The organism is Amycolatopsis sp. FU40, from assembly GCF_021903635.1.
GTDB lineage: Bacteria > Actinomycetota > Actinomycetes > Mycobacteriales > Pseudonocardiaceae > Amycolatopsis > Amycolatopsis dendrobii.
Map to the genome: position 1 here is coordinate 8,511,704 of NZ_CP091381.1, position 15,609 is coordinate 8,527,312.

The 15,609-nt window shown below is 68.0% G+C and carries 17 protein-coding genes; 10 read left to right on the forward strand and 7 right to left on the reverse strand.

The window, feature by feature from the left end; genetic code table 11:
• Positions 1–25 precede the first annotated feature (25 nt).
• On the reverse strand, positions 26–787 hold the full coding sequence (locus L3Q65_RS40355) for an AraC family transcriptional regulator (protein WP_237597997.1): 762 nt from the start codon (positions 785–787) through the stop codon (positions 26–28).
• A 50-nt stretch (positions 788–837) separates the two neighbouring features.
• Here L3Q65_RS40355 and L3Q65_RS40360 point away from each other — a divergent pair, with 50 nt between their 5' ends.
• Positions 838–1,251, forward strand: coding sequence for a DUF2000 domain-containing protein (locus L3Q65_RS40360; protein ID WP_182894560.1), 414 nt, complete (start codon positions 838–840; stop codon positions 1,249–1,251).
• A gap of 229 nt (positions 1,252–1,480) precedes the next feature.
• Here L3Q65_RS40360 and L3Q65_RS40365 read toward each other — a convergent pair whose 3' ends face one another.
• From L3Q65_RS40365 to L3Q65_RS40375, 3 genes are read right to left on the reverse strand one after another with little or no spacing between them, the layout of a single operon-like run.
• Positions 1,481–2,080: a class I SAM-dependent methyltransferase gene (locus tag L3Q65_RS40365; RefSeq protein WP_182894559.1), complete on the reverse strand. Its 600-nt coding sequence runs from the start codon at positions 2,078–2,080 to the stop codon at positions 1,481–1,483.
• A gap of 29 nt (positions 2,081–2,109) precedes the next feature.
• Positions 2,110–2,475 (reverse strand): DUF2203 domain-containing protein, encoded by a 366-nt coding sequence (locus L3Q65_RS40370; protein WP_037816161.1) that lies wholly within the window; start codon positions 2,473–2,475, stop codon positions 2,110–2,112.
• A gap of 37 nt (positions 2,476–2,512) precedes the next feature.
• Positions 2,513–3,001 (reverse strand): hypothetical protein, encoded by a 489-nt coding sequence (locus tag L3Q65_RS40375; protein WP_237597998.1) that lies wholly within the window; start codon positions 2,999–3,001, stop codon positions 2,513–2,515.
• Positions 3,002–3,217: 216 nt separating this feature from the next.
• Between L3Q65_RS40375 and L3Q65_RS40380 the strand changes: the two genes are divergently transcribed.
• Complete coding sequence (locus L3Q65_RS40380; protein ID WP_037816160.1) at positions 3,218–4,441, forward strand: NADP-dependent isocitrate dehydrogenase; 1,224 nt, start codon at positions 3,218–3,220, stop codon at positions 4,439–4,441.
• A gap of 190 nt (positions 4,442–4,631) precedes the next feature.
• Positions 4,632–4,943, forward strand: coding sequence for an SH3 domain-containing protein (locus L3Q65_RS40385; RefSeq protein ID WP_182894558.1), 312 nt, complete (start codon positions 4,632–4,634; stop codon positions 4,941–4,943).
• 402 nt (positions 4,944–5,345) lie between these two features.
• On the opposite strand, the gene L3Q65_RS40390 is transcribed toward L3Q65_RS40385, so the two are convergent.
• A complete protein-coding gene (locus L3Q65_RS40390) occupies positions 5,346–6,077 on the reverse strand; it encodes an MBL fold metallo-hydrolase (RefSeq protein ID WP_237597999.1) in 732 nt (243 codons plus the stop codon).
• 64 nt (positions 6,078–6,141) lie between these two features.
• Between L3Q65_RS40390 and L3Q65_RS40395 the strand changes: the two genes are divergently transcribed.
• The 5 genes from L3Q65_RS40395 (at position 6,142) to yhjD (ending at position 11,537) form a co-directional block, all read left to right on the forward strand.
• Positions 6,142–6,957, forward strand: coding sequence for an exodeoxyribonuclease III (locus tag L3Q65_RS40395; RefSeq protein ID WP_182894679.1), 816 nt, complete (start codon positions 6,142–6,144; stop codon positions 6,955–6,957).
• A 512-nt stretch (positions 6,958–7,469) separates the two neighbouring features.
• Positions 7,470–7,757, forward strand: a complete 288-nt coding sequence (locus tag L3Q65_RS40400) for a hypothetical protein (protein ID WP_237598000.1) — start codon at positions 7,470–7,472, stop codon at positions 7,755–7,757.
• 392 nt (positions 7,758–8,149) lie between these two features.
• Complete coding sequence (gene trpS, locus L3Q65_RS40405) at positions 8,150–9,169, forward strand: tryptophan--tRNA ligase (protein ID WP_182894555.1); 1,020 nt, start codon at positions 8,150–8,152, stop codon at positions 9,167–9,169.
• Positions 9,170–9,212: 43 nt separating this feature from the next.
• A complete protein-coding gene (locus L3Q65_RS40410; RefSeq protein WP_237598001.1) occupies positions 9,213–10,469 on the forward strand; it encodes a hypothetical protein in 1,257 nt (418 codons plus the stop codon).
• A 54-nt stretch (positions 10,470–10,523) separates the two neighbouring features.
• Entirely contained in the window at positions 10,524–11,537 is a 1,014-nt protein-coding gene (gene yhjD, locus L3Q65_RS40415; RefSeq protein ID WP_182894553.1) for an inner membrane protein YhjD, read from the forward strand.
• Between the two features lie 51 nt (positions 11,538–11,588).
• On the opposite strand, the gene L3Q65_RS40420 is transcribed toward yhjD, so the two are convergent.
• The gene (locus L3Q65_RS40420) at positions 11,589–12,818 is read right to left on the reverse strand and encodes a D-alanyl-D-alanine carboxypeptidase family protein (protein WP_182894552.1); all 1,230 of its coding nucleotides are present in this window, start codon (positions 12,816–12,818) and stop codon (positions 11,589–11,591) included.
• Between the two features lie 42 nt (positions 12,819–12,860).
• Here L3Q65_RS40420 and L3Q65_RS40425 point away from each other — a divergent pair, with 42 nt between their 5' ends.
• Together L3Q65_RS40425 and L3Q65_RS40430 are read left to right on the forward strand one after the other, a co-directional pair.
• Positions 12,861–13,106, forward strand: coding sequence for an SCO4848 family membrane protein (locus L3Q65_RS40425; RefSeq protein WP_093575906.1), 246 nt, complete (start codon positions 12,861–12,863; stop codon positions 13,104–13,106).
• A 78-nt stretch (positions 13,107–13,184) separates the two neighbouring features.
• Positions 13,185–14,567, forward strand: a complete 1,383-nt coding sequence (locus L3Q65_RS40430; protein WP_237598002.1) for a S8 family serine peptidase — start codon at positions 13,185–13,187, stop codon at positions 14,565–14,567.
• Positions 14,568–14,641: 74 nt separating this feature from the next.
• On the opposite strand, the gene L3Q65_RS40435 is transcribed toward L3Q65_RS40430, so the two are convergent.
• Positions 14,642–15,547, reverse strand: coding sequence for a hypothetical protein (locus L3Q65_RS40435; RefSeq protein ID WP_237598003.1), 906 nt, complete (start codon positions 15,545–15,547; stop codon positions 14,642–14,644).
• Positions 15,548–15,609: the final 62 nt, after the last annotated feature.

A 15,609-nucleotide genomic window follows, 5' to 3' on the forward strand; every position in this document is an offset into this window, starting at 1 on the left:
CGCCATCTTCGCACAAACCGCCCGGTCAGCCGCGTGCGAAGCGGGCCGGGGTGGTGCCGAGGTAGCGGCGGAAGTGGCGGGTCAGGTGGGCCTGGTCGGTGAACCCGGCGGTCGTGGCGACGGCGGCGGGCGGGGTTCCGTCGAGCAGGAGGCGGCGGGCGTGGTCGACGCGGCGGCCGGTGACGTACCGGTGCGGCGGCAGCCCGAAACGGCGGCCGAACGCGCGGACCAGGTGGACCGGGTGCGCGCCTAGTACCTCGGAGGCGTCGGCCAGGGTCAGGGAATCGGGCAGGCGTTCGTCCAGGAGGTCGCGAAGGTCGTCGGCCAGGCTGCGGTCGGGCGGCGTGATCGCCGGGCGGCCGAGGTGGGTGCGCAGCCGCTGGGCGACCAGGGCTAGGCGGCTTTCGGCTTCCAGCGGTTCGGCGAGCGACTGGTGCAGCTGGTGGATTCTGGTGCGCAGCAACGGATCCGGCAGGCTCGGCTGGTCGACGGCGGCCCCGATCAGGTCGTCGCCGAGGACGTCGGCGTCGAGGTAGAGCACGCGTTTGCGGAAGCCCTGGCTGGTCGCGGCGCGCCCGTCGTGCGCGACGTTCGGCGGCAGCAGCGTGACGGCCGTGCCGAGCGCGCCGTGGTGGTGCCGGTCGAGGTCGTAGCTGATCGCGCCGTCGTCGACGATCAGCAGCGTCCACGTGTCGTGCGTGTGCGCGGGGTAGGCGTGGTCGGTGAACCGGGCGTGGAACGCCTCGGCGATTCCGGGCACCGAAGGACGCCAGGCCGACACCGTCATGTTCAAAACGTACAAGACCCGCACGCGGCGCCGAGCCGATGCTGTCCCGCATGAACCGATTCGACACGAAGATCGCCGTGCTGCTGCGGGACGACCTGGCCTCGTGGCAACGGCTGAACGTCACGGCGTTCCTGGTGAGCGGCGTGGCCCACACGACGCCGGAACTGATCGGCGAGCCCTACCTCGACGCCGACGACACCGAGTACCTGCCGATGTTCCGCCAGCCGGTACTCGTGTTCGCCGGCACCGCCGAGACGCTCGCACTGGCGCACAGCCGCGCGCTCTCGCGGGGTCTGCGGTTCTCGATCTTCACCGACGAGCTGTTCCAGACCGGCAATGACGTCGACAATCGCGCCGCGGTGCGTGCGGTGCCGGCGGAGAAACTGGCGTTGGCGGGGATGGCCGTGCACGGGCCGAAGAACGCGGTGGACAAGATCCTCAAGGGTGCTCAGCTGCACGGCTGAATGGGGGATTTTCCGCCGCGGCGCAGGGAATCCGGCTACACCTCGGACGAAGGCGCTTACGCGGTCGAAGTGGGCCCGGCTGGAACTCAGCGCGCCTGCCGGACAGCAGCTGCACGAGGGGGCTTACTCGAACACCGCTGTCCGGCCGCAGGATTCGCCGCAGCTCGCGACGCCGGGCTTCGTCGCATTTCGCGGGGCCCGGGCGGGCGGCGGAGGTGCAGTTCGACCGTTAGGCCTCCGCGAAAACCGCGAAGACCTGCCGTACCCGGTCGCCCTGATCGAGCGTCACGTGCTGTGCCGTCGCCGAGCTGAATCCGGCGTCGGTGGCCAGCGCGGCGGCTTCCTCGAGGGTGCCCGGGACGCGCAGGTCTCGCGGGAACACGTCAGCGAACTTGCCAGTCGGCTTGAACCGCTCCGACGACACCACGCTGAACGCCAGCTTCCCGCCCGGGCGCAGCACTCGCCGCCAGTCGGTCAAGGCGCGCGCGCCCAGGAAGTGCAGTGCGGACGCGCAGACGACCGCGTCGGCCTCGCCGTCGCCGATCGGCAGCGGGACCGCGGAGCCGACCTGCCAGGTGATCCGGCCGTCCGGGTCGCGGTCGGCGGCCTTGGCGCGGGCGATCTCGATCATCGCGGGGGAGAGGTCGATCGCGAAGACCTCGGCCGGTTCCAGCCGCAGTGCCGCGAAGGCCGCCGCGCCGGTTCCCGCGGCGACGTCGACCAGCAGGCCGGGCTTCGGGGCAAGACCGCCGATCAGCTGCTCTGCCACATACGGGTGGAAGGTGTCCTCGTCGTATCCCGCCGCGTCGGCGTCGAAAAGTGTGCTCACCTAGCCACCGTAGTGCGGTTGACCAGTGATTATCCGGGCAAGCGGCGGCGGCCGGCGAAACCGAGGTCGGCCCGGTGGTACCAGGACAGTTCGCGGTCGCCTTCGAGCCAGCACAACAGAACGTCGTCGCCGTCGAGCGAGGCCGGGAAGTCCACCAGCAGCGGGGCGAACCCCTTCAGTTCGGCCCCGGTCGCCTGGATCGCGGTCATCAGGTCGTCCAGCCTCGCCTGCGCGGCCTTCCACTCCGGCAGGCCGCCGAGGCTGGTGTCCCGTCCGCCCGGCCGCAGGGAAGCGGCGAGCTCGGCGGCGTCGGCGCGGACCCGGATCAGCTCGGCGAGCACGGGAAGCAACCGGGCGAGTTCGGTGCGGGCCTCGGCTACGGTGAACAATCCCATCTGCAAATAGTCTCACCGGGCCCGCGCCGTCCCGCCGCTACCTGCGCCGTCGCGCCAGCCGTGCCGCCAGACCCGTGCCGAGCAGCAGGAACCCGGTGCCGAGCAGCGCGCCGGAGGACATCCACCCGACCACGGCCACGGTCATCTCGCCGCGCGGCAGCAGGTCGAGCAGATCGAACGCCGAGCGCGGCGACACCAGCGTGAGCACGCCCGGAACCAGGCCCCACACCAGTCCGCCCGCGACCGGTCCGGTTCCCGACCACGCGCCGAGCACGGCGATCCCGAACAGCAGGACCGCGCCCGTCGCCATCAACGTGATGCCGAGGGCGTCCCCGTGTTCGGCGAACGAAGCCGCGATCTGCCGCTGGTGCCGGTAGCTGCCGTAGGCCAGCAGCCCGAGCGCGACCGGGGTGAGGACGAGCCCGCACAGCCCGCTGAGCACCCGTGCCACGGCCCGGCTTTCCGCCGGGGCCGCGACCGGTCCGCCCGCGGGGGGATAAACGGCGTAGGGCTCGGGGTATGACATGGCGGGACCTCCCAGTGCGGTGCTTGCCGCGATGGGACGGCCGCCCGGTCCGGCCGGTTCCGCAATCGTGCCCGGTCGGCAGGGCCGGTCAAGGGTGGTAGAGACTTGATTCCGACCACTTCTGGAACCATCCAGCTCTGTTAAGCAGTACGCTTGTACCGCTATCGGAGAGCGAAGAAGCGAACGCGAAGATCCGCGGAAGGAGCACCGCTGCTCATGGCCAAGATCAAGGTCCAGGGCACCGTTGTCGAACTCGACGGCGACGAGATGACCCGCATCATTTGGCAGTTCATCAAGGACAAGCTGATCCACCCGTACCTGGACGTCAACCTGGACTACTACGACCTGGGCATCGAGGAGCGGGACCGCACCGACGACCAGATCACGGTCGACGCCGCCAACGCCATCAAGCAGCACGGCGTCGGCGTCAAGTGCGCCACGATCACGCCCGACGAGGCGCGCGTGGAGGAGTTCGGCCTCAAGAAGATGTGGGTGTCCCCGAACGGGACCATCCGCAACATCCTCGGCGGCGTGATCTTCCGCGAGCCGATCGTCATGCGCAACGTGCCCCGGCTGGTACCCGGCTGGACCAAGCCGATCATCATCGGCCGCCACGCGCACGGCGACCAGTACAAGGCCACCAACTTCAAGGTCCCCGGCCCGGGCACCCTGACGATGACCTACACCCCCGAAGACGGCTCCGAGCCGATGGAGTTCCAGGTCGCGAACTTCCCCGAGGGCGGCGGCGTCGCGATGGGGATGTACAACTACCGCAAGTCGATCGAGGACTTCGCGCGCGCGTCGCTGCAGTACGGCCTCGACCGCGAGTACCCGGTCTACCTCTCCACCAAGAACACGATCCTCAAGGCCTACGACGGCATGTTCAAGGACGTGTTCCAGGAGATCTTCGAGACCGAGTTCAAGTCGGACTTCGACGCCAAGGGCATCACCTACGAGCACCGGCTGATCGACGACATGGTCGCCGCGTCGCTCAAGTGGGAGGGCGGCTACGTCTGGGCGTGCAAGAACTACGACGGCGACGTCCAGTCCGACACCGTCGCGCAGGGCTTCGGTTCGCTCGGCCTGATGACCTCGGTGCTGCGCACGCCGGACGGCAAGACCGTCGAGGCCGAGGCCGCGCACGGCACGGTCACCCGGCACTACCGCCAGCACCAGCAGGGCAAGCCGACCTCCACGAACCCGATCGCCTCGATCTACGCGTGGACCCGCGGCCTCGAGCACCGCGGCAAGCTGGACGGCAACTCGGAGCTCATCGGCTTCGCGAACAAGCTGGAGCAGGTCGTCGTCGACACCGTCGAGGGCGGCAAGATGACCAAGGACCTCGCGCTGCTGGTCGGCAAGGACCAGGAATGGCAGACGACCGAGGACTTCCTCGCGACGCTGGACGAGAACCTGGCCAAGAAGATCGCGCAGGGCTGATCTTTCTTTAGCCGGTTGAGAGAAGGGCACCTCGGAGGAGTCTTCCGAGGTGCCCTTCTCTTTTTGTCACTCTTCGTGTTGTGTCGGTGACAGGATTGGCACCTACGGGTGGAATGGGGTCGGGAACCTGTCCGGGCACGGTCGGACTGCCTACTCTGGACGAGGGGTTTTTCGCGACTGAGGAGCGGCCGTGATTCTGGGTTTGCCCAAGAAGACACTGATTATTATCGGAGTCATCGCTGCGGTCGTGGTCATCTACGCGTTCGGCCAGAAAGGCCAGGCCGACGCGCAGGGATCCCCGACCGGCTGCAAGGTCTCGGTGACCGCCGACGTGCTCAACGCGCGGGAAACCGCCGCGGGCAACGGGAAGGTCGTCGGGAAGTACTTGCGCGGCGCGGAATTCGACGCGCAACCCGTGGTGCAGAACGGGTTCCGGAAGATCGCCGACGGCAAGTGGGTCGCGGACAGCTTCGTGAAGCCGGTTCCCGGGGCCAAGTGCTGAGTCTGTTTCGTATTGGTGCTCGGCATGGGTGTTGAGCAGTTGGTGTGCTGACGTTGGTGCGCGCGGAGTCCGTTGCGGCGCTTAGGTTCGCGTGGTTGCCGGGTTTGCTGCGGCGCGTGGTTCCCCTGGGACCGAGCGGATGCTGAGCTGGGTTCGGGGCAGGCCATCGGCTCCGGTGATTGTTCGCTGGTTCGTCCCATGCGGTGGGACGACTGCGGTGGTCCAAGCGGGAATGCCGCTGGTCGGTTGAACCGATGCGTCCGTCCGGCTCGGTGCGTTCGCGATTGCCGGATGCCTTTGCGGCGACTGCTCCGGTTCGGTTTGCTCTTTTGCGCCGGGCGGCCACCGAGGCGAAAGCGTTCAGCGTGAACGGTGATCGCGTTTGTTTCGCGGAACTCGCGATTATGCGTGATTCAGCATGAGTCCTTCTTCCGCCGCGAGTACTTCCCCGGAGAACTCGGCGCGGGCTTCGGCTACCGAAACCGCGCGGTCGGAACCGGGCCAGAAATGTGTGAGCAACAGCGTCCGGACATTCGCCGCGGAGGCGAGTCGGCCTGCTTCCGCGGCGGTCATCAGGAGGCGGGGACCGTCCGGGGGTGTGCCTTGCCGGGTCGCTTCGCAGACGAGGACGTCGGCGTCGCGGGCCAGGTCGGTCAGTTGCGGAGCGGGACCGGTGTCGCCCGTGTAGGCGAGGGTGTAGCCGGGTGTGGTGAGCCGGACTCCGTAATTCGGCACGTGGTGCGGCAGCAGTGCGGTGGTGAGGCGGAACGGGCCGAGATCGGTCTCGGGGCCAAGGTCGTGCAGGTCGAAGTTCTCGGCGGGGGCCGGACTGGGCTCCATCGCGGCTAGCCGGCGCACGGCGCCGGGCGTGCAGTGCAGCGGGAGCTTGCGGTCGGTCGTGTTGTAGCGGGCCCGGCCGAGCGCGCTGACGTCCGCGAGGTGGTCCGGGTGCTCGTGCGTGACGACGACCGCGTCGAGCCGGTCGGCGGGGACGTGCTGGAAGAGCCGCGAGGCGGCTCCGTAGCCGAGGTCGAGTGCGACGTGGAAATCCTCGTGGGACAGCAGGAATCCGGCGCACGCGCGGCCGGGTTCCGGCCAGGCGCCGCAGCTGCCGAGGACGGTCAAGCGAGGCATGGCGGTCATTCTGGACCTCGCCGGACCTGCCGTGCGCGGAAAATTGTCGGACCCGGCGGGTAGCGTGCGCGGGGTGCTGATCGTCTCCACTGTCAACGTCAATGGCCTCCGGGCCGCCGTCAAGAAGGGCTTCGTCGAGTGGCTGGCCGCCACCGAGGCGGATGTCGTCGCGTGTCAGGAAGTGCGGGCTGAGGCCGCGCAACTGCCCGCGTCCGTCGTCGCGCCGGAGGGGTGGTTCGCCGCGCACGCGCCTTCGGTCGCGAAGGGGCGCAACGGGGTCTCGCTGTACAGCCGCGTCGAGCCGGACGAGGTGCGCACCGGATTCGGCGAGCCCGAGTTCGAGGACAGCGGGCGGTACCTGGAAATGCACCTGCCCGGCGTGGTGGTGGCGAGCCTGTACCTGCCGAGCGGCGACGTCGGCACCGAGCGGCAAGACGAGAAGGAACGCTTCATGGCCGCGTTCCTGCCGTACCTGGTCGAGCTGCGCGCGAAGGCGGCCGCGGAGGGCCGCGAGGTCGTCGTGGTGGGCGACTGGAACATCGCCTACGACACCGTCGACCTCAAGAACTGGCGCGGCAACCAGAAGAACTCCGGCTTCCTTCCCGAGGAACGCGAGTGGATGGGCCGCGTCTACGAGGCGGGCTACGCCGACGTCCAGCGTCGTCTCGACCCCGAGGGCCCCGGGCCGTACACGTGGTGGTCCTACCGGGGCAAGGCGTTCGACAACGACTCGGGCTGGCGCATCGACTGCCAGCTGGCGACGCCCGGTCTGGCCGAGAAGGTGACGTCGGTAATGGTCGAACGGGCAGAGTCCTACGACCAGCGCTGGTCGGACCACGCGCCGGTCACCGCGACGTACGACGTGCCGTTCCCGGACTGAGCCTGGTTGTCCTGCTGGTGACTAGTGGGTGAATAGCCTGCTGAGGGTAGTTCGGGTTTGTTCTGCAGGGTGATTCTGCCCGGTTTGCCGGGGTCCGAGGACACTGTGCGTGGTTCCGCGCCTGGCGCACGGCGCTGACCACCGACGACACCGAGACGGCAGGGGTGGCCTCGGTTACTCCCCGAGTGGGCGCTAGCCTCGGCACCCGAGTTGATCAGATCCGACAGGTCTTGACACGCTCGGTAGTTTTCTGACCAGTAGCACGTCGAGAACTCATCCTTACGGGTGAGACGCTCGCTCAGAACAGTCACCTCGCGGGAGGCACTCCGGTGCGCAACCCAGGCCGGTTCGTGACACGGTCCACGCTGGCTCTTGGCCGTCCAGCGCTTCGCTCGTCCGTCACCCCATCGGGGGCGGCCGAGCTGGCTCCGGTTCGCGGCGCGACGCGGGACGGTCGTGGTGTTGTCCGCGGCAGCCGTGCCCTGGCCGTTGCGGGCGGACGAGTCCTGGCGGTGCTGGCGACGATCCTGGTCACGGCCGTCGGGACGGGTGCCGCGGCGTTCGCCGACGACAACGTCGTCCGGGCGGAAACGACGTCGACTGGATTCGGGATGCTCGGACCGGTCGGCCTGGTCGCGGTGGGTTTCGGCGTCATCGGAATGGCGCTGGGCGTCGTCCGGCAGCGGCGCAAGGCACGCGCGAAGGCGATTGAGGCGGTCGCTGCCGCCGGGGCCCTCGAAGAGGAGCCGACCCGGCCGCTGGAGCCGGCTCCGGCCGCGCTCAACCTGCGGCAGTCCTAGTCAGCTGGCCGGCTGTCCGGCCGCAGATCTTCCTGGCTCCAGGCTGACCACGCGGCGGGTTCCGCTGTTTTTCGCACCCCGGGTTCGGCGGCTGAAGAGCCAGCGCGCCACCCTGGCGGTCTCCACAGCCATCCGCGCTGATGGATCGGCGGTTATATCGCCAATGAGCCACCCCCGTTCCTCCGCACCGCGAGTTCGGCGCTGAACCACTTCCAGACCGCAGCGGCATCGGCCAGCTGAGCTGCACTCGCACCCCTGAATCTCTCCGGCGCCAGCTCCTCCCGAAAGCCGATACCCGGACCGACGCTGTCAAAACGTCCGGTCTGCCCGTCCGTCCCGCGAACCGCCGGGCCCGCGGCAGGGGCTCCTCCGCAGCCTGAAAGAATCTCGGCGTGTCCGACGAACAGAACGGGCGCCTGCGGGTGCTTTCCGGGATCCAGCCGACAGCCGACTCCTTCCACCTCGGCAACTACCTGGGCGCCCTGCGCCAGTGGGTGCGGCTGCAGGACACCCACGAGACCTTCTACTGCGTCGTCGACCTGCACGCGATCACCGTCGAGCAGGACCCCAAGGTGCTGCTCGAGCGGACGCGGCGGTCGGCCGCGCAACTGCTCGCCATCGGGGTCGACCCGGCGCGCAGCGCGCTGTTCGTGCAGAGCCACGTGCCCGAGCACGCTCAGCTGAGCTGGGTGCTCGAATGCCAGACCGGCTTCGGCGAGGCCGGGCGGATGACCCAGTTCAAGGACAAGGCCGCCAAGCAGGGCAGCGACCACGCGAGCGTCGGCCTGTTCACCTACCCGGTCCTGATGGCCGCGGACATCCTGCTGTACCAGACGAACGCGGTGCCGGTCGGCGAGGACCAGCGGCAGCATCTCGAGCTCACCCGCAACCTCGCGCAGCGGTTCAACAGCCGGTTCGGCAAGACGTTCGTCATGCCGGAGCCGTTCATCGTCAAGGACACCGCGAAGATCTACGACCTGCAAGAACCGACGGCGAAGATGAGCAAGTCGGCGGCGACCGGCAACGGGCTCATCGAATTGCTCGAGGACCCGAAGCGCTCGGCGAAGAAGATCCGTTCCGCGGTCACCGACACCGGCCGTGAGGTGCGCTTCGACCGTGAGGAGAAGGCAGGCGTCTCCAACCTGCTCACGATTTACTCCGCGCTGACCGAACGCACCGTCGCCGAGCTCGAAACCGCCTACGAGGGCAAGGGTTACGGCGATCTCAAGAAGGACCTCGCCGAGGTGCTCGTCGACTGGGTCACGCCGCTGCAGGAGAGCGTCCAGTCCTATTTGGACGATGTCGCCGAGCTGGACCGGATCCTCGCCGCGGGTGCGCACCGGGCGCGCGAGGTCGCGTCGGCCACGCTCGCGTCGGTCTACGAGCGGATCGGGTTCCTGCCTGCCGGCTGAACGAGGCATATACAACAAAGTCCGGGGGGGGGGACGAAATAGCGTGAAATTCACAACTGGGTTGTGGCCGATCAGTGTCGCGACGCTGCTGCTGGTCACGTCGTGCAGCGGAATGTCCGGATCGGACAGCGAGAACGCGAAGGACCCGAACGGCGACGGCCAGACCGTGCAGCGGCCGGGTTATGCGAACTCGCAGTATCCGGACCCCGCTCCGATCAAGGAAAAGCCGAACCCGCAAGCGGTGCAGATCGGCGGCAAGCCGGTGATCCAGGCGTGCAACCTGCTGACCATCGGGGACCTTGTCGCGTTGGGGATCCGAGCCGAATCGCGGCCGGACCCGAACGGGGCCACCTTCGAGCGCCGCTACCTGGTCGGCGACGGTTCGGGACCGCTGCGGTCGTCCGAAAACACCTACGCCAAGGCACTGACCTCGGGCGTGAATCACTGTGTGTACAGCCTGGAAGACAACCAGGGCAATCAAACACAGGAGCGGTTGGCGGTCGCGGTGTCCCAGCCGGCCTACGTGCCGACCGTGAACACCAAGCCCTACCTCGACGACGCGGACCCCAGCCTGACCGTCGGTCCGGTGAAGATCTTCTCCAAGCGCCGCAAGACGGACAGCCCGTCGGACGCTTCCGGGGACGCCGTGCTGGTCCTGGGAGACACGCTGGTCGACTTGGACTTCGAGCTGAAGGCCGGCAAGAGCGCGGGCAAGCTGCAGGAACTCGGCAAGAAGGTCGCCGAGAACTTCGCGAAGCAGGTGAGCGCGCCGGCCGGGGCGAACGTCATCGATTACGACAGCGCGGCATTCCCGAAATCGGTCGCGCAGCCTTGTCCGATGCTCACGCCCGACGCGGTGACCCCGGCGATCGGCACCGAGGCTTCGCCGATGGTCGCCGAAACCCCCGGCACCGCCGTCGGCGACATGATCATGACCAACAGCACCCAGCACAACTACGTGCAGATCGACTGCGAGCGAGGCACCGGTCACGACAACGGCATCGATCGGCGCGCTCTGCACCTGACCGCGATCAGCTTCCTCAGCGAAGAAGCGGCGAAGAGTTATCTCGGCTCCGCGCCGAACGACGGCCAGTCCGCGCCCGCCCAGGTCGGGGACGAGGGGCAGGTGCACAGCAAGGGCCAGGCCCACGGCGAGGTGCTGTTCCGCAAGGGCCGCTTCGTGTTCAAGCTCTACCTCGCCGACCACAACGCCGCACCGGACGGCATCAGCGGTGCGGACGCGACCCGGCTGCTGGTGCCCGCCGCCCAGAAGATGATCTCCGCCTTCCACAAGCAGTAACCGCGCGGGCACGCTCGCGTTGCGGGGCCTGGTTGCCGTGGTTAGCGTTTTCCGGTGGCGAAAGAGACCGGTGACAAGGAAAAGCTGCTGCCCCGGCTGCGGCGGAAGTACCCGTGGCTGGATCACCTGATCCGCGCCAACGACTCCTTCAACGAAAACTACGGCAACCATTACGCGGCGGCGATCACGTACTTCAGCGTGCTGTCGGTGATCCCGATCTTCATGGTGGCGTTCGCGATCGTCGGCATGGTGCTCGGGCACAACGAAGCGGTGATCGCCCAGATCACGCACGGGATCGATACTTCGGTCCCAGAGGGCCTGCGCGACCTGGTCAAGAGCATCACCGACACCGCGCTGAAGTCCGGCAGCGGCATCGGGGTCTTCGGGCTGCTGCTGGCGCTCTACTCCGGCGTGGGCTGGATGGGCAACCTCCGCGACGCGCTCACCGCGCAGTGGGGCCAGGAGAAGAAAACGGAACCGTTCGTCGGCCGGACGATCAAGGACCTGCTGTCGCTGCTCGGGCTCGGGCTGGCGCTGATCGTGTCGTTCGCGCTCACCGCGGCGGGCAGCGGCGTCGGCGAACTGCTGCTGAAGCTGGTCGGGCTGGAAGGCCAGGGGTGGGCGAAGTTCCTGCTGCACGTCGCGACGATCGTGCTCAGCCTGATCGCCAACGCGCTGGTTTTCCTGTGGGTGATCGCCCGGCTGCCGCGGGAGCACGTCGCGCTGCGGAGCGCGGTCAAGGGCGCGATTATCGCGTCTGTCGGGTTCGTGATCCTGCAGCAGGTCGCGACGGTTTATCTGGCGAGCGTCACGAAATCGCCGTCGTTCGCGCTGTTCGGGCCGGTGATCGGGTTGCTGGTGTTCGCGAACCTGGTGTCGCGCTTCCTGCTGCTGGTGACAGCCTGGACGGCGACCGCGCGGGAGAACCAGCGACGCGTCGTGCAGCCGCCCGCTCCGGTGTTGCTGGAGCCGCGGGTGACGGTGCAGCACGGGCTCGGGCTCGGCTCCGTGGCGGGCGCGTTCAGCGCCGGTGCGCTGCTGGCCTGGCTGGGCAGGCGAAAGGGCTGAGACGGAAAAGGGCCTCCTTGAGCGAATCAAGGAGGCCCTTTTCCGTGGTCGTCACGAGCGGACGTTGCGCTTCCGCTGATAGCTGATGACAAACCCGGCCACGATGATCACGAGCACCACCACGGTCAGCACCCAGCCGGTGGCGCCGAACGGGTCCGGTTTCTGCGCCGCCGCGGTCGTCGCGCCCGCGGGGGTGACTTCCTTGTCCGACATCGGGGCGGCGTCGGAGCTCAGCGGCTGGTAGGCGATCTGACCGACCGGCTGCGCGCCGTTCTTCTCCAGCGCGAAGCCGTAGTCGAGCAGCTTCGCCGCCTGGTCGACCACCTTCGTCGGGCGCTGTTCGGCCCGCATCATCACGATCGCGAGGCGGTGGCCGTCGCGTTCCGCGCCGCCGACGTACGTGTGCCGCGCGTCGTCCGTGAAGCCGGTCTTCCCGCCGAGGAAACCGGGATAAACGCCGAGCAGCTTGTTGTCGTTGAACACCGGGATCGGCGGCTTCCCGTCGATCGCCGGGATCGTGTACGTCTTCGTCGCGACCGCCTTGGCGAACTCCGGCTGCTTCATCGCGTAGTGGAAGACCAGGCTCAGGTCGTACGCCGAGGTCGACATGCCCGGCCCGTCGAGGCCGGACGGGGTCGCCGCGCGAGTGTCCGTGGCGCCGATGCGGGCCGCGAGCGCGTTCATCTTGGCGACTGCCGCGTCGACGCCGCCCAGCGCCGTCGCGAAGGCGTGCGCCACGTCGTTGCCCGAGTGCATAAGCAGGCCGTGCAGCAGCTGGTCGACCGTGTAGTGCCCGCCCGCGGTGATGCCGACGCAGGTGCACTCCTGCTCGGCGTCCTCCTTCGTCGGGACGATGACCTGGTCCGGCTTGAGCTCGGTGACCACCACCAGCGCCAGCAGCGTCTTGATCAGCGACGCCGGCCGCTCGCGCGCGTGCGGGTCCTTCGCCGCGACGACCGCGCCGGTGTCGAGATCCTGAAGGACCCACGACGCCGAGGTGTCGCCAGGAGGCAGCGCGGGCGCGCCCGGCGGCAGGATCGGGCCGCAGCCGCCCAAGCGGTCGCCGCCGACCGGCTGGGCGGGCACCGGAAGCGGCGGCGGGACGGTCTGGCCCGGCTTCGGCTTCTCCGAGGTGTCCACTGGCGGCGGCGGCGCGGCGTGTTCGGTGCATTGCTCCGCCAGCGCCGGTGCGGCGAGGGCGACGGGCGCGGCGACGACTGCGAGGGCTGCGGCGAGTGTCGCGGCGAATGCTCGCAGCGACCGGGCGAAAGCGGGGTGCACCCACGCAATCTAGCGCCGATGGTCCGGCGGCATACTCGAGACATGCGCATTTCACGAGGTACAGCGATGGCCTTGTTCGCTTTCGGCATCTGGTCCTGGATCATCTGGATCACGTTCGCCAAGAATCTGTGGGCCAGCAACCAGTCGTGGGCGGCCGACGGTTCACCCACTGGGTACTTCATCGTGCACGCGGTGCTGACTGTGGTCTCGTTCGTGCTCGGCACCGCGATCGGGGTGCTCGGCTGGCGCGGCATCCGGGCGACCTCGAAGGAGCGCGCGAACACCTGATGCGGGGATGAGTCCTTTGGTCGGTGGCGGGGCGCGTCCGGGCTGGCTTAGTTTCGGGCGACCGACCATGGAGGCTAAATGTCCCGTTTACGTCGATTGCTCGTCCCGGTCGCGGTAGCCGGCGTCGCCGCCGGTGCGGTGGCCGTGCCCGCGTCCGGCGCGCCCGCGCCGTCGTGCGACACCACCAGCAAGCAGTACAGCTACGTCGTGCTGTACCAACCGGGCGAGAAGCAGCGTTCGGTCGACGCGGAGCTGACCGCCAAATGCGGCAAGCGGATCGCGTACTACCCGGAGATCGGCGTCGCGGTAGCCAGCTCGCGCAACGCGGACTTCGCCGATCGGCTCGGCGTGCAGCGGGCGTACTCGGCGGGCAAGGACGTCGCCGCGAAGGCCGCCGCCCGCGCCGGATTGCGCTCCGCGATCGGAATGCTGGAGCAGACGGAGAGCGTCGCCGCCGGTGACGATTTGTCGACTCAGCAGTGGGACATGCGGGCCATCCACGCTCCCGAGGCGAACAAGATCAACCCCGGTTCGCGGTCGGTCACCGTCGGCGTGCTGGATTCCGGCATCGATGCCAAGCACCCCGCGCTCGCGCACGCGGTAGACGCGCAGTCTTCAACCGGCTGTGTCACCGGCGCACCTGACGCTTCCGCCTGGGCCCCGACGAACTCCGACCACGGCACGCACGTCGCGGGCACCATCGCGGGCAAGGACCCGTCACGCGGCTTCACCGGCATCGCGCCGGGCGTGCGGCTGGCGTCGGTGAAGGTGGTGAACGACGACGGCTACATCTTCCCGGAGGCAGCCGTCTGTGGCTTTGTCTGGGCCGCACAGCACGGTTTTCAGGTGACGAACAACAGCTACTACATCGACCCCGGAATGTTCTACTGCCGCAACGAGGCGGGCGACGCTGCCGCGTACGAGGCCGTACGGCGCGCTGTCACTTACTCGACGCAGCGCGGGACTCTCAACATCGCTGCCGCGGGCAACTCGGGCTTCGACGTCACGAAGCAGACTGTGGACCCGAACCGTCCACACAAGATTGATTCATCGTGCGGCATCCTGCCGAAGGCGATCGACGGCGTGGTGACAGTGTCCGCGGTTGGTTACGCGGGGACGAAGGCTTACTACTCCAACTACGGCTCAGTCACCGTCACCGCACCGGGCGGGGATTCGGGGCAGATGCCGCCTGCCGGGGAAGGGGCGGGATGCCCGCTGTCGACGATCTTCAACGGTGCTTACGGCACTAAGTGCGGCACCTCGATGGCTTCACCGCACGCGGCTGGGGTTGCGGCGTTGTTGGCGTCTACGCATCGGAACGCGCCGCCGCGTGCTTTGACGGCTTTGCTTACCGCGGAGGCGGATCCGGTGGCTTGTGATGTGTCGGCGTGCTCCGGCTCGGCGCGAAACAACTCGTATTACGGGCGCGGCCTGGTCAACGCCCTCGACGCAGTTCGCTGACGCCTGTTCTACGTCCGTGAAGGGCTCCTTGAGGGAATCAGATTCCCTCAAGGAGCCCTTCACGGACATCGAAGCTAGGCGGGAGGTGTAGGTGGGGCGCCCAGGGATACCGGTGGGCGAGGGCGAGTAAGCGCGGCGGCGTAAGCGGCGCGCAGTTCATCCAGGACGGCCTTCGGCTCGGTTCGAAGCCTGGACGGCAGTGTTTGGACAACTGCAACCCCGAGCGAGGCGTAGCGAGTGTTCCGCCGCAACGTCCGCGCGTAGTCGGCTGGCCGGAAGTGGAAATTCAGAGAATCGATTTCCCAGGCCAGCCCTACGTCGTCCCACCAGAAGTCCGGACGGCCAGCGTAGCTGCCGGTACGGTCGTACAACACCTCATTCTGGTGAGTCGGCGGGTGTGGGAGAACCTTCGCCAGTTTCTGGGCTTCAGCTTCAGCGACAGATCTGGCGTTTGCCCATTCGGCGAGGAGGCGACGGGGAAGTGCCGTGCCGCGTTTGGTTCCGCGATCCAGTTCTTCTGCGAGTGATTGCGGAGTGCATCCTCCTCGTTGGACTGCTTCTATCATCGCCTGCCCGATGACGTTGACAGCCCGAGCCCGACGGACGAAGTCGGTCGTAGCCCTGGTCAGCGGAGCAAGCGGGACACCTGCACGCAGCCATGGGCGAGGCATGCGTTTTGTGCGCTCGACGGTGACAAAGTCGGAGCTGATCCTCTTGAGATGATGGGGGATCAGTACGTGGATCTTTCGCTCGCTCGTCGCAGGAACGGTCAAGTGCAGCCCGTGTCGGCGACATGCTTCTTCGCCGGTGACAATCGCGCCGCTCCCGGCGTAAAGCAGGGCGGCGTGCACGAGTTGGTCCGGCGTTGGATCGTTGTTGTGCAGGAGGATGATCCCGGGCAACAGCCGTCGCCAGGGTCCCCCGGGCAAGCATCTCCGATAGATGACCTTGCTGTTCATGTCCAGCGATTCCAGCGTCATCGCTCGAATCACCTGATGAGTGCTGTGCTGTGAGAGTGCGTCGGGTTCCTTCGCCCAACGGC